Annotated in this window: 13 protein-coding genes; 11 read left to right on the plus strand and 2 right to left on the minus strand. The window is 39.4% G+C overall.

Features of this window, described 5'->3' with window-relative positions; genetic code table 11:
• Window positions 1-177: 177 nt before the first annotated feature.
• From Arg41_RS01965 to Arg41_RS01970, 3 genes are all read left to right on the plus strand, one after another.
• Entirely contained in the window at window positions 178-1347 is a 1170-nt protein-coding gene (locus Arg41_RS01965) for a hypothetical protein (protein ID WP_092342138.1), read from the plus strand.
• A 206-nt stretch (window positions 1348-1553) separates the two neighbouring features.
• Entirely contained in the window at window positions 1554-1679 is a 126-nt protein-coding gene (locus Arg41_RS08410) for a hypothetical protein (RefSeq protein ID WP_278183665.1), read from the plus strand.
• 607 nt (window positions 1680-2286) lie between these two features.
• Window positions 2287-4194 (plus strand): hypothetical protein, encoded by a 1908-nt coding sequence (locus tag Arg41_RS01970; protein WP_092342136.1) that lies wholly within the window; start codon window positions 2287-2289, stop codon window positions 4192-4194.
• Window positions 4195-4267: 73 nt separating this feature from the next.
• On the opposite strand, the gene Arg41_RS07860 is transcribed toward Arg41_RS01970, so the two are convergent.
• The gene (locus tag Arg41_RS07860) at window positions 4268-4453 is read right to left on the minus strand and encodes a hypothetical protein (protein WP_141663154.1); all 186 of its coding nucleotides are present in this window, start codon (window positions 4451-4453) and stop codon (window positions 4268-4270) included.
• 261 nt (window positions 4454-4714) lie between these two features.
• On the opposite strand from Arg41_RS07860, the gene Arg41_RS01980 reads away from it, so the two are divergent.
• From Arg41_RS01980 to Arg41_RS08415, 8 genes are all read left to right on the plus strand, one after another.
• On the plus strand, window positions 4715-5809 hold the full coding sequence (locus tag Arg41_RS01980; RefSeq protein WP_092342132.1) for a hypothetical protein: 1095 nt from the start codon (window positions 4715-4717) through the stop codon (window positions 5807-5809).
• A 34-nt stretch (window positions 5810-5843) separates the two neighbouring features.
• Window positions 5844-5993, plus strand: coding sequence for a hypothetical protein (locus Arg41_RS07865; protein WP_157722232.1), 150 nt, complete (start codon window positions 5844-5846; stop codon window positions 5991-5993).
• A 289-nt stretch (window positions 5994-6282) separates the two neighbouring features.
• A complete protein-coding gene (locus tag Arg41_RS01985) occupies window positions 6283-7410 on the plus strand; it encodes a hypothetical protein (RefSeq protein WP_092342129.1) in 1128 nt (375 codons plus the stop codon).
• A 627-nt stretch (window positions 7411-8037) separates the two neighbouring features.
• Window positions 8038-9129, plus strand: coding sequence for a hypothetical protein (locus Arg41_RS01990; RefSeq protein WP_092490448.1), 1092 nt, complete (start codon window positions 8038-8040; stop codon window positions 9127-9129).
• Window positions 9130-9736: 607 nt separating this feature from the next.
• Window positions 9737-10720, plus strand: a complete 984-nt coding sequence (locus Arg41_RS01995; protein ID WP_092486447.1) for a hypothetical protein — start codon at window positions 9737-9739, stop codon at window positions 10718-10720.
• Window positions 10692-10889, plus strand: coding sequence for a hypothetical protein (locus Arg41_RS02000; RefSeq protein ID WP_139057341.1), 198 nt, complete (start codon window positions 10692-10694; stop codon window positions 10887-10889). The genes Arg41_RS01995 and Arg41_RS02000 overlap by 29 nt, the downstream gene beginning before the upstream one ends.
• A gap of 355 nt (window positions 10890-11244) precedes the next feature.
• Window positions 11245-12660, plus strand: coding sequence for a hypothetical protein (locus tag Arg41_RS02005; protein WP_175330362.1), 1416 nt, complete (start codon window positions 11245-11247; stop codon window positions 12658-12660).
• Complete coding sequence (locus Arg41_RS08415) at window positions 12660-12791, plus strand: hypothetical protein (RefSeq protein WP_278183666.1); 132 nt, start codon at window positions 12660-12662, stop codon at window positions 12789-12791. Before Arg41_RS02005 ends, Arg41_RS08415 begins: the two co-directional genes overlap by 1 nt.
• On the opposite strand, the gene pyrE is transcribed toward Arg41_RS08415, so the two are convergent.
• Entirely contained in the window at window positions 12778-13473 is a 696-nt protein-coding gene (gene pyrE / locus Arg41_RS02010) for an orotate phosphoribosyltransferase (protein ID WP_092342118.1), read from the minus strand. The two genes, Arg41_RS08415 and pyrE, sit on opposite strands and share 14 nt — an antisense overlap.
• Between the last annotated feature and the right edge of the window lie 16 nt (window positions 13474-13489).

Raw genomic sequence — 13489 nt, forward strand, 5'->3', positions numbered from 1 at the left:
CTTATTTGGTAATTCTTGGTCATAAGTTGTAGGGTTGTTTGTGTAGTTGTAACAAGTGAGTTTTTAATTATATTGACCAAATGTGATTTATTTTTTATTTAATATAATTTACGGAATTATAACAGCATAAAATCTATTTGTAAGATCTATTGCTTTGTATATTGAAGGGTGAGCATTATGTCGAGTGTTAAGGAAGTGCCTTTTGATATTTGTGATAGTGATTTAATGCAGGGGGAAGGTGTTTTTTCTGATCTTTATGCGGACCTTATTCAGGAGGGCAGTAGAGGATTGGGTATAATTACCGGATATGTAAATAATGAAGGCGAGGGTCAGGGTTTGGTATCTGCTTGTAATGAATTGTCTGGAGTGGAAGGAGTTGTGGTCTTAGAAGGTGAGGAATTGTTTGCTGAGTTAGTAATAGAAGGAGATAGAGTAATAATCGACGGAGATAGGATAATTATAGAAGGAGATAGGATAGTAATAGAAGGAGCTGATGTAACAATAGAAACTGAAGGGGCTGAAGTATTAATAGAGGGTGCGGATGTAGTGTATGAAGAATCTAATCTCGGAGGGATAATAGAAAGGGCCGTTGGTTATTATTGTGATAATGTTGATGTGGGATCCCTAGTGAAAAAAATAATAAGAGATGTTTTGATTAGGTTTACTAGTGAAAATATTTGTGAGTATGAGTATAAGCAGATAGGCTCTTTATCTGGAGCAATTGGTGGTTTTTCCGATTTCGTATTTGATGCTGGTGGTGTAATAGAATGCCCTAGCCAGGAAGAAGTAGTAGATGCAATTCTTCGTGTGGCAGTTAATATTGTGATAGGAGTAGATGCTGGTTGTGGCTTTTTATCAAATGCCTCTAAGTTAGTGAGATTGTATTTTACATATAGTTTGGGAATTAGCGCTGGCGACTTAATTCGGACATTGGTAGATGGTGGAGAGGGAGGAGATGTTTATGTCCTTTCCGGGGAAGGATTTGATGTTGATACCGCTGGGCTGTTATATCATTTGTTAAGATTGGGGTTTAGCCAAGGAGAGGCATATAGTATCGCTTCAGACGTGGTGGTTCATTGGTTGGAGGATTTTAGTTTTTTGGTAAAAGTCATGGCGGGCACAGATGTTTGTTGTTGTAACAATAGGTATTTTGAAGACGTTTACTTTAGGTCTACTATCAACCCTGACAATGTAGCTATGTTACTGGGGGGGATTATCTCTTTACTGATTTTATTCCCAGAGGTGCTGCATCCAAACTTTGTGTGGGGCGAGATAGACGAGGAATTTTTTGGGCGCTGGTTTGCTCCAGAAGGATGTTGTTCCGTGAGGTGCGAGAGAGAGGGCTAGTTTTTATAGTCCGTATTCTCAGTTGTTTTGAAATTAATTTCTAGGTTCTTGTTGTGATGTGTCTCTATTTTCGGGGGGCTATTCCGTGAGAAATTAAACAGTGGCATCCGTTATCTGGTAAAAGTAATGGCGGGCGCATGTATTTATTGCAGCGGCAATATGTGTTTTATGGATGTTTTGTTTAAATCTTTTCTTAACGTGTATCTATGTTACTGGATCTAATTGTATCTCTGCTCGTTTTTTTCCCAGAGGTATTGCCTCCAAGATTTTCATGGATAGATATAGATAAAGAATTTTTAGCTCCTAGTTTGCTTTGGGTAGTTGTTATGTGAAGAGCTAGAGCACACACCTGAAAATAATCATAATTAACTAATTATAACTGCTGACTTATGTTTCAGACGTTGTTTGTTAACTGAAGGAATGGTATTCCATGAAGTTTTTCATAGTGTGATATGTACTGTATTTGTCTTTGCGGAGTGGAGGGAAGATATAGATTTTGCTATTATGACGTTGATTTTTGGCAAATTTGTTCTTTGTTATCCTGGATACTTGCAAAGCATGATCTCGGCGGTATTTTGTCGCTAACGGGGAGTGTATTCGCCCACTAGGGCGCGTTGGTTCTTTCTATTACAATGCTGCCTTCAGTTGTTTTAGTGTAAGGAAATTATTTTCTGTTTTTCCATTGAGTTGCAATTCATTTCTAGGTGCTTGGTGAGCTGTGCTTGTTTCTGGTATGTAGTGTATTATTTAGTGTAAAGTTAAGCAGTGATGCGCATTAATTATTAATGAATAATTGGTTATTATAAAACCTTAAATAAAAAAATTAATTTTCAATTTTAGATGTGAGGTGTGTTTTTATCATATATTTTTTCTTTTATTTGAGACAATCTCTCAGCCATTTATTTGTTTTTGCTAATGTTTATTGAGGGGGTGGTTTTTGTGGCTAATATTCGAGAGAGTTATCAGTATGTTGATGATAGCGACTGCTTAGAGGGTGGTGATTTTGCTGAAGCTCTTTGTCTGGGGGCGAGGAGGCTGAGCTATTTTTCTAGTTATAGTCCTATTGGTAGAGGAGCGCTAAGCCAGGCATCCACTTTTACTCCTAGATTGTCAGACATAACAGGTGTTGTTGGTGAAGAATATGAGCATTCCAGTCTTGATGAAATTATAGAACATAACGTTACTTCTCATTTTGAGAGAGGTAATTTTGGTTCCTTAGTAAAGGATTTGGTAAAGGGGGTTTTCCTTAAGTTTATTGGTGTAAATATATGCGAGCATGAGTATAAGCAGTTTATTTCGTTATCTAGTTCTAGTGCAGGGAGAGATTTTATACTTGACAGGGTGATAGGAACTGGCGGGGAGGCAGGATTACTTGCCCGTGAAGAAATTGTGGACCTAGTTCTTAGGGTGGCGGTTAATGTTGTGGTAGGGGTAGATCTGGGTTGTGATTTTTTATTAAGTGCATCAAGGGCAATCGTACAATATTTTATGTCTTGCTTGGGAATTAGCGCCGTTAAGGTAACTCGTGTATTTTTAAAAGCTAAGATGTCCGTAGGAGATGTCTCTGGTTTTTATGTCGGAGAAAAGGGTTGGAACGTCTCTGATTTTTTGGCTAGTCTTTCAAGGTTGAGGGCAGGAGATAGAGAGACATCTGGTGCTGCTTCAGAACTTGTAGTTGGCTTGTTGGCGGGACTTTTTTCTCTGGTAAAAGGGGTGGCTGGCACAGATGTTTGTTATTGTGATAATAGATATTTTGAGGATATTTCATTTAGATCTTCTCTTAATCCTGCTCATGTAGTTATGCTACTGGAGAAAATAGTATCTTTACTTATTTTGTTTCCAGAGGTGCTGCATCCAAAGTTTGTGTGGCGAGGTGGTATCGATAGGAAGGCGTTTTGTTCTTGGTTTACTCCTGAGTGTTCAGTGAAAACTCAGGCTCAGTTTCCATTATTCGATAAAAAGGGATTATTTTCTGGCATAGTGTGTGCAAGTGGAAAACATGAAAAGTTATCGCTGAGTGAGAGAATAGAGAGCACCCTTGCTTGTTATTTTGAGAAAGATCTTTTTGGTTGCTTGGTGAGAAAACTCATAAAAGATGTTTCGGTTAAGTTTACTAGTTGTAATATGTGTGAATGGGAGTATAAACGTGTCAGTATATTATCTGGGGAGAGGCATGATTTTGGCCCTGAAATGTGTTGTGTAATAAGATGTCCTGACCAAGAAAGAGTCGTGGATACTGTTCTTCGGGTGGCTGTTAATATCATGGTAGGGGTTGAATCAGGTTGTGATTTTTTATTAAATGCATCAAGGGCAGTTAAGAGACATTTTGTCTCTAATTTGGGAGTTAGCGTTGGTGAAGTGGGCCGCATACTGTTAGAAAGCGGGATTAATAAGAGAGATGCTTCAGGTTCTTCTGAATTAGCGCTGGATCGTCGTGTTTCAGAACTTTTAATTCGTTTGTCAGGGAGGGTAACGGCATCATCTCTGGAAGATCTTAAGAACGATTCTTCAGAGCTTTTGGTTCGCTTGTCAAGGCTGAGAGTAGGAGCTAGGGAGTCGATGGGTGTTGCCTCAGAGCTTGTGTCTTTTTTCTTGGGTGATGTTGCTTCTCTGGTAAAAGACTTTGCTGGCACCGATGTTTGTTCATTTAACAATAGGTATTTTAAGGATGTTTTATTTAGGGCCTCTCTTGATCCTGTTCGTGTATCTAAATTTCTGTACAGAATTTTATTATTGCTTGTTTTATTCCCAGAGGCTCTACATCCAAGATTTGTGTGGAGAGTGAAGCTCGCCCCAGAATTTTTTAATTCCTGGTTTACTCTGGAGGGGCGGTGTCCAGTGAGGTGATAGTAGAGGTCGCCCTGCTCTTGTTTAAAATTGACGCCCAAGTTCTGTGTTACAGAAAGAAGAGTCCTTCGTTTCATTGGCTATACCTGCCAACTGATTCTCTAGAAAGAGTTCCGTTAAGGCAAGCAAGGGATTTCCTGGGGCTTGTTATCATTGGAGCGATGTTGTTTTTCCGATATATGACTAAGGCCCGCCACCTGTCTTCAAATTTCTCGCAAGGATCGGTACCAATAAGATTATCTGCCCGCGGTTTGTTCACACAAGCGCGGGCTTTATTTCATGCCATCATTTGACATATTTTTGTAGTGCGTCACAAGCATTTTCTCCTACTGTAGCCGCATATATTGATTTGATTCGCCACGAAACTGATTAAACACAAATTAGATTTCCAGCTTGATGTGGTTTTTTTAACATGTAGTTTTTTGTTTATTTGAGATAGTTTCTCAATTTAAGTCAGAAGGTAGTCTGAGCTCTAGTGTCTCTGCTTATATTTTATTGCTGCAATTGAAATAGGAAAATTATGTCAAATGTTCAAGAACTTTGTCATGGAGATGATGATACATCTATGGAAGTGTATGATTGTTCCGAGGATGTTTTTCAGGAAGAGGGGGGGGGGTTACTCTCCAGCAGAAGTGGCAATGAAATCGATGGTCAGATTCTATTGTCATGTTGTAGCGAATTGTCCGGAGTAGGAGAGGGTGCTGTTGGTATTACAGGAGATAGTGCCCTGAAAGAAAATGAAGATCTTGTCGATATTTGTTGTGCGGGCAGTTCAAATAGTTTTGTTTCTGAACTAGAACTCGAGTCTGTTATGGAGGGTGTTGTTTGTAGTTACGGGAGGAATGATGAGTTTTGTTCCGTACTGAAAAGTTTGATAATGATAGTTTTTGATAATTTTCTCTGCCATAATGTGTGCGATTGTAAGCATAAACAGAAAAAATTATTCTTATTGTCCCGGCTGGAAAGTGATGTCGGTATTTATCGAAATCCTAGTCTAAAAGAGATTTCAGACCTTGTTCTTGGTGTGGCTGTGGCTATTGTTATGGGGGTGGAGGAAGGTTGGGATCTTCTACTAATGTCGTCTGATGGAATTAAAAGGTATCTTTTATCACATTTGGGTCTGGATAGTAAAAGTCTGACTTGTGCGTTGTTGGAGAGTGAGCTGGGATTTTTCGTCTACTCTGAAGAAAGTTTAAGAAAGGGGATTGTATCTACAGTTGTTAGTTTGTTAAGGGATGTGTCTGTTAAGTGTTGTTATCTAAGGAACAATCGGTTTTGTGATGATATTAGATATAGGTCTTCTCTTAATTTTTGGAATGTCGGTATTTTTTTGAGAAAAGTTATTGTATTACTTGTTCTGTTTCCAGAGAGCCTGCGTCCTGAAATTATTCATAATAAAGAATTGAGCGAGGAAAATTTTGATGAGTTTTTTCCTCCAGAAGGACGTAGAAGTTTGGAGTCCAGTGCGAGAGGGCTTTATAATTCTGATGAAAATGTTTTTGACGATTATATGTCATTCATTGCAAAGCGTGAGGTTAGTTATAGTGAAGATGAGGATGAAGCTCCAGAGTTGCCAGAGCCTTCTCCTCCGTGGAAAAAGCGTCGCGTGGAGTAGTCTTCAAGGAACTCGGGGTCTTGCGTAGACCTGTTTGGGGGAGCGCAGGAGGGATGGCTCCTCCGTTCCTGTTTTTGCTTTAATTGCTTTGCATTTTGAGTTGCATGAATTATGTCGACATGTTGCTGATAGCGATCAGTTGGTAGATTGCTTTCTTATTCTTCTGTCTCTGGAATCGAAATAGCCATGAACTGGTTATTTCTTCTACTCTCTTCTACTATTTGTTTACATAAAAAGAATAAGGATCAATGTCTGTTTTATGCAGGGGCTGTATTTTACTTGTTAAGATAAGATCGACGTATTTCTTAATTTAATGCTATCCTAATACCTGTCCCGTCAAATTAAATTCTCGGCTTAATCTATTTAACAAGTGATTGAGTATCTATCTTATTGTGTTTTTGCTCAACTTAAGGGTGAAGATTCGCTGTCTGATTTTTTTGCTTTGTATAGTTTATAGTTATTGGGAGGAGATCATGGATCGTGTTCGTGGGAGCCGTGAGTGTGTTGATGATGATGGTTCGTTAATGGATGCACTTGGGTATACTGGAGATCTTTTTCAGGAAGAGGTTGGTGATTCAGACGATTTCATTAGTTTTAGCAGCAATGAAAGTGATGACCAAAGTACTGTATTTGATTGTAACGATTTATTTGGAATGGAGAGAAGAATAGAACGTGCTACAGAAATAACAGGGGCTTGTGCTCAGAAAGAAAAAGGAGGTTTGGTTGACATTTGTTGCGAAAGCAGACCAAATAAACCAATATCTGAACAGGAGCAGGAGTATGTTATGGAAGGAGTTGTCTGTAGTTATGGGAAGAATGATGAATTTTGTTCCGCACTGAAGAATTTAATAATGACAGTTTTTGGTAAATTCACTGACCATAATATATGTGAAGATAAATATAAACAGAAAAGTTTATTCTCATCTGGATTGGAGAGTATTGTTGATGGTGATGAAGTTCCCTGCCTAAAAGAGATTGAAGATATTGTTCTTCGCGTTGCTGTAACTAGTATTATGGAGGCAGATGAGGGTCGCGATTTTTTATTAAAAGCGTCTAGCAGAGTAAAAAAATATCTTGTGTCACATTTAGGTCTTGGTGGGGTAGGGTTTGATGGTAAAAGCTTAACTTGTATTTTGTTGGAGAGTGAATTGGGCTTTTTTGTTTGCTCAGAAGAAAGTCTAAAGAAGGGAATTGCATCTACGGCAGTTAGCTTGCTAAAGGATGTGTCTGCTAAATGCCGCTATTTCAGGAGTAATCGGTATTGCTATGATGTTCAAGCTAGATCTTCTCTTAGTCCCTGGGCTATTGGTATTTTCTTGAGAAAAATTATTGTATTGCTAGCTTTGTTCCCAGAGGCTTTGCGCCCAGTAATTATTAATAATAATCTATTGAGTGAAGAAAATTTTTATGAATTTTTTCCTCCGGAAGGACATGGAGATCCAGAAGCCCACGTTATAGACATTTGTGATTCTGATGAAGATGTTTTTGACGATTACTTGTCATTTTGGGAAGAGGCGGGTAGTAGTTGTGATGAAAGTGATGATGACGATTTGGAGCTGGAGGAAATTTTTCCTACTCAGGGTCACGGCTTTTGGGAATAGAAGAAAAGTGGGTTTGGTTATTTTTGATCATCTTGGTGTTATTTGTGTTTTTGCATCTGTGGCGGGTAGAGTTTATTTTTTGCTAGGATTTGATTAGTAGCAGGTAGGGATTTTTTTATTGTGATTGCAGGAGGCAGATTTTATCTGCGTTCCTAATCTTTGTGTCCAGACAATAATATTGCTATGGGGTGATTTGGAGTTTGTGAGAAAATTTGCAGAGGTTGCTTCCTCTTGCAGTAAGGGTTTGAGAAATAGCTTTGCTAATGTCTGAGTGTTTTGCCAAACATGCATTTATAATATGAAGGCATTGCTTTTTCATGGCCAAGATAACTTTACCATTAGTTGTAGGTGTGATTCAGTGTTGTGTTTATTACAAGATTAATATGCATAAGGTTATATAACAACATTTATTCGATATAGAGGTAAATGTTTTTATCTTGTTGCGGGGAGGGTAAGTGTTGGTTTAATATTTTTCCAAAGCAAACTTTGATGGGTCAGTTTCACGTTTGTTTATAGGTTGCTCTGATGTGCTTTTAATGGTTAAGTCATCTTTTCTTGAGATATGTTTGATTAAACCGAATGAAGATGGAAACAACTATGTTTTCTTCCTATTTGTAGGAGATGGTTATGTCTAGTGTTCAAATGTATTACGTGTTCAATGGCAGTTCATTAACTGAACGAGAGGCAAAAGGTGCAAATAGTTCTGGCAGTGCTATTCGTCAGGAAGAAACTGAAGTTGAGGGCGGTTTTTCTAATTTCAGTGCCAATGTGCAGGGGGGGCAGGGCATAGGGTTTTCTTCTTGTGGGGAAGTGTTACCTGTGATGGCGGATGAATGGGATTTGCTTGTTTCCAGTGATCCAGTATCCGAATCTGGGGGGGTTGCATCTGACCCAGAACAAAAAGACGAAGCAGAAAGTGACTGGGAATGTTTGTCTCTGACAGATGAGTCTTTTTCCAGCGAACTAGCGACTGAATCTTGTGTGGTTATATCTAACCCAGAACAAAAAGACGAGGCAGAAAGTGACTGGGAATGTCTATCTTTGACAGATGAATCTTTGCCCAATGTAGATAAAGATGCCCATGGTATAGACAGTATGGTTGATAAATATGGTGTTGTTTCCTCCATGGAGGAGTTAATAAAAGCCATCTCAATAAAATTTACCAGTTGTGATATACGTGAGCATAAAAACAGAGAAACTGTTTTTTCTTTGCCTGCATTGAGAGGTGATGCTGAGATTAATGAAGAACCTACCCAGCAAGAAGTGGTAGAGGTTATTCTTGGTGTTGCATCTAATGTTGTTTTTGAGGTAAATGATGATTGCGATTTTTTACTAAAGGCATCTGACTTAGTTAAAAAATATTTTGTGTCAAGCTTGGGGATTAGCTCTAGAGAACTGACTCTTATTTTGCTTACTAGGGAGTTGGGTGCTCTGGTTTCTTCTGAAGAAGATATAAAGAGTATGAGGTCACATATGGTAATTAGTTTGTTAAGGGATGTGGCTGCGAACTGCTTTTATTTCAGAGACAGCCGGTATTATGATTATCTTCCCTCTAGAGCTTCTCTTGATCTTTGGTGTGCTGGTCTCTTCTTGAGAAAACTTACTGCTTTGCTTGTTTTCTTTCCAGAAGCCCTACATCCAAGGTTTGTGAGTTATGGGTTTAGTGAGCATTTTTTTGATGAATTTTTTACTCCGGAAGGACGTTGCAGCGTAAAATAGAGACCGAGGTATGGTTGGTTATTTAGTTTATGTGTCACACATATCGATGTGCTATATTTCTTGTATTGCGGATTATCTGAGTTCGTTTATCTTTGATTGAGTTTATTTGCGAATTTGTGCGAAGTCAGTAATAATTTGTTTCCTGTTAAGCGGTTCGGTTGGCGATTGGTTAAATGGAGGTAACAAAAATTAAGTTTAGTTGCTTCTTATGTGAGGTTTTTTGTGCGAATGTTATAGTTCCCGTCTTGATCTTCCGCGAGAGTAGTTGTTCCCCTGGGTAGTATTTCATAATAACGGTGCGGGTTGTTACTGGCATAGGTGTCGATGTTTTTCGCCCCCCATCTTTATATAACTATCGTTTCAGTGTAATTCGATGTGAGAGCCTAAATAATGATGCTTCTTCCGGGTTTAATTGACAGTTATTTGTTCCGGGGCGGTTATGCACATTACATGTGTGGGATGCCTTGTGACAGATCAACATTAAATCAACATATTTGGCGTGCTCTTTTTAATTTAAGGCACTTTCTCTTTCTGGGATACTCTCTGGGGTTAGTGAGGAGGAAGGCGTCATATCTCTTCATCCTTTTCGTTTGTTAAAGGGGGCGGCATGTCTAGTGTTAATAACTACAGTGAGGTCAGCAGTGATTTATCAGCTGAAGGGGAAGCAGAAATAGAAAATAATTTGGGTTCTCAGGAAGGTGCTATTGCTTCATGTAGTTTGCCTAGTTGGGTTGCAAATGTAACGGAAAGTTGGGGCGCAGTATCTATGTCTTCTCCTTCTTGCAGTGAATCTTTGAGTGGACTAGAAGTGGCTGTTGGCACTTCTAATATTATCTCTATTTTGGAATTGATTGTAGAAAGGGCTTCGGTAGATTTCGTCCAGAGTAATATATGTGAAAGTGAGTACAAGAGAGGTATTTTTCCCTTACAGGAAAGAGGTGAAGTTGGAGCTTCTGGATTTCCTAGTCTTGAAGCGGTGGTAGGTGTTGTTCTTCGTGTTGCTGTGAATCTAGTGGTTACGTTAGATGATGGTTGTGATTTTCTATTGAACTCATCTGATACAGTCAAAAGGTATTTTGTATCAAATTTAGGAATAGGAGAAAGTGAAGTAATTAGAACCTTGATAAACACGGTGGCATTTGCCGGTTTTTTGAACTATTCTGAGTCGCATATAAATAGTATGTCTTCATCTTTGGTGGTTGGCTTATCACGAGATATAGTTGGGGATCTTTTGTATTTCAGGGATATTAATTATTATCGCAGTCTTCAAGCTAGGTCTTCTCTTGATTTGTGTCGGGTTAGTATGTTTTTTAGGAAAATTGTATCGTTGCTTGTTTTCTTTCCAGAAGTTATGCACCCAAGGTTTATGAATGCTGAGTTTAGTGAGGAGTTTTTTGCTGCGTATTTTACCCCAGAGGGTCGTTGCCATGTGAAAGTAACTCCATCTAACGCAATAGACCCGTCAAGAAGCGGCGGAGATTCTTATGAGCCGGGGTCTAACATTTCTGTCGCTATTTCTAACTTGGAAGAATATTTGTTTGGCGTGAGTGCGGTTGGTGAGTATGATAGTGAAAGTTATCTCTGCCTCTAAAAAGATTATCTCTGCCTCTAAAAAGAATGTAAAGAATGTAAAGATTGTTAGAGGTTCTTATATTCCTGGATTTTTTCGGCCCTCTTTTTTATTTGACAGTGAACTTAGTGATATAAGTTTTTCTATGTATTTGGTTTGTCTTTCAGTTGTCAATTGTGATGGTTTTTAGTTAATGGAAAATATGCGCCTAGATCGGGGGGGTTCCGTTCGAACGTGTTGCAGGGGGGGCTTTTGTACATTTTTTACTTCAGATAGATGTTGCTATCCAAAGTACAATGATTGTACTATGACAAGCTCAGAAAAATGATAATGACAAATGAGAAGTGGCAGGTGCTTTAATAAATGGTTCTCTTAAAGCATCCGAACGGGAAATGCATTCAGATATATTTTTGGCGAAGATCATTATGATGAGTGTTTGGATATGGTTTCGCGCAAATATGCTGTTTCTTAGGGAGGGCCGGTTCTTATAGTGGGTGTTTATATGGGATTGGTAAATATGAATTGTTGCTAATGTTTGCGTTTGTGTGCTTGAGGATCTTTGTTCCATGAGGGGGCAAGAAAGGAAGAGCGTGTCTAGTATTAGGGAAAGCAGTCGGTATGTCGGTGATGCTAGCGATTTGCTAGTGATAGAAGGTGAAGATGGTGCGGTGTTTCGTCAGGACGGAGTTTCTCGTTTAGATGCTCTTCCTAGCTGTAGCAATGATGAAACAAGTGGTCAAAGTTTGTCATGCCATGGTGGCGAGTTGTTATGCATGGGGGGTGCGGTTGGTAATTCTGATGGAGTTAATGATTGCCAGTTGGAGTCTGAGTTCGGAAAGATTATTTCTGACTTGGAGGGAGGTGTGCGTGAAATAGAGTGTGTTTTAGGTATTTCTATTGGAGGCGATTATGATAATGATGTGCTGGCAATTAGAGGTGCTATTTGTGTCCTGAAGGATTTGGACCATAGGTTAGAAGTTGCTTTTACTGGCCATAGTGAGTCCAATTTGGCTGGTTCCATGTCGGTAATTTTTGATGTTGATAGAGCTATTGCTTTGCTGAAAGAGGGGCTAGATTTAATAAAGGCGGTTGTTGATGATTTTGTTGCCGCTAGTTACTTTAATATTGATTCTCAGTTAGAAGCCAAAGTGAGGGGCTTTTTTTTGAAGAAGACGAGTGAGCTTTTATTTGTAAACAAAATTGTTCGGATTGAGGGTGATCTTCGTGTTTTTCGGGTCCAGAAGGAACAAATGTTTTTGTCTAGCCGCAAAGGTGTGGGGGTGGATCCTGAGGGTAAATCCAACTTGGACGAAATAGTAGGGAGTGTTGTTGGTAGCTGTGGAGGGAATGCTGAGTTTAGATCTGCACTAAAAGCTTTGATCGGTGGGGTTTTAGTTAGGGTTACTAATTGTAATGGAGGTGGTGTTGATGGATTTGGTGGTGATCATGCCTTGGAAGAGTTGATAATTATTATTCTTCGTGTAGCGTCTAGCATAGCGATAGGTATAGATGAGGGCTGTGATTTTTTGTTAAAGTCTTCTGATAAGCTTAAAGGATACCTTGTGTCAAAGCTGGGAATGGATGCTGCTGAAGTAGTTGGTGTTTTGTTAAATGATGATGTGTCTGTTGATGTTTTGGGGCTTTCTGGAGGAGAATTGAAGGGTAATGCCCCGGAGTTAGTTTGTGGTTTGTTAGAAAAATTAGGTTGTTTGGTAGAGTCCGTGGCGGCAGCTAGGATTGTTTGCTACGACAGTTTGGGGAATAGCCTTTTTAGATCTTGTGCTAGTTCTGGCTATGTGGCTGATTTCTTGAGAAAGATAATCTCATTGCTTGTTTTTTTTCCGGAAGCTTTGCATCCTGGGGTTGTTTGGTCATTCGACAAGAGGCTTTTTAATTACAGATTTACCCCAGAGGGTAGATGTAATTGGAGACATGGCGGAGGTGGTGGTGCGGCGGTTTAGTGATTTGTCTTCTGCGTGTGCTTGGGTTTCGTGCTTTCTTCTTTTTCGCCGCCGTGTGTGATGACTTGCGCAAGCCCCAGATGAAGCGTTTTTATTTGAAATGGCATGGAGCCATAACTATGTTTCGGTAGGATGCTCAGGCGGAATTCCGTTTTCTTTTTGGTACCTTATTAGAGATTCCAGGTGTTTATGCAAGCTTGGGGATGTTTTCGCAAGATCTATAATGTCGCTAAGCGATATTAACGAGTCAATGTATATATCGTGTTTTTCCATCAACTCATCCCTAGCCAGTTTGTTGCTGTTGTTGCCAACTTCTTCCCGGTCTATGGCAACGACGGCACCGATGACGTGGCCTCCAGCTTCGGTAATGAGTTGGTTTGCTTCTATGACCGAGATACCCGACGAGAGGACATCGTCAACGATTAATACTTGCTTATTGTTCATACATCCGCCTATCAATCGGCCTTGTTCCCCGTGATCTTTGATTTCTTTGCGATTGTAGCAAAATTCCACCGCTAATCCTAACCTGTGAAGAGCGATGGCGGCCGAAACCGATAAAGGAATTCCTTTGTAGGCAGACCCGAATATGACGTCCGGCTTTTTATCCATCAAAAGAATTCTTTGAGCATAATACATGCCCAGCGTTTCTACGGATGCCCCAGAAGAAAATTGCCCAAAGTTGAAAAAATATGGAGACCTTCGTTCCGCTTTAGTTATGAATTCACCAAACAAAAGGGCTTCATTTTTTTGGCAAAATTCTATAAAATTCTTTCTGATCTGGTTAATCTTTCCTCTTGCGTGTTCGACGAACATAAACTCCTCTTAGAAT

The organism is Candidatus Ichthyocystis hellenicum, assembly GCF_001460935.1.
Taxonomy (GTDB): Bacteria; Pseudomonadota; Gammaproteobacteria; order Burkholderiales; family 2013Ark19i; genus Ichthyocystis; species Ichthyocystis hellenicum.

What these genes read in the sequence shown, in the direction of transcription:
- Arg41_RS01965 (WP_092342138.1), top strand. Translation starts at nt 178, where the DNA reads ATGTCGAGTGTTAAGGAAGTGCCTTTTGATATTTGTGATAGTGATTTA.
- Arg41_RS08410 (WP_278183665.1), top strand. Translation starts at nt 1,554, where the DNA reads ATGTTACTGGATCTAATTGTATCTCTGCTCGTTTTTTTCCCAGAGGTA.
- Arg41_RS01980 (WP_092342132.1), top strand. Translation starts at nt 4,715, where the DNA reads ATGTCAAATGTTCAAGAACTTTGTCATGGAGATGATGATACATCTATG.
- Arg41_RS01985 (WP_092342129.1), top strand. Translation starts at nt 6,283, where the DNA reads ATGGATCGTGTTCGTGGGAGCCGTGAGTGTGTTGATGATGATGGTTCG.
- Arg41_RS01990 (WP_092490448.1), top strand. Translation starts at nt 8,038, where the DNA reads ATGTCTAGTGTTCAAATGTATTACGTGTTCAATGGCAGTTCATTAACT.
- Arg41_RS01995 (WP_092486447.1), top strand. Translation starts at nt 9,737, where the DNA reads ATGTCTAGTGTTAATAACTACAGTGAGGTCAGCAGTGATTTATCAGCT.
- Arg41_RS02000 (WP_139057341.1), top strand. Translation starts at nt 10,692, where the DNA reads ATGATAGTGAAAGTTATCTCTGCCTCTAAAAAGATTATCTCTGCCTCT.
- pyrE (WP_092342118.1), bottom strand. Translation starts at nt 13,473, where the DNA reads ATGTTCGTCGAACACGCAAGAGGAAAGATTAACCAGATCAGAAAGAAT.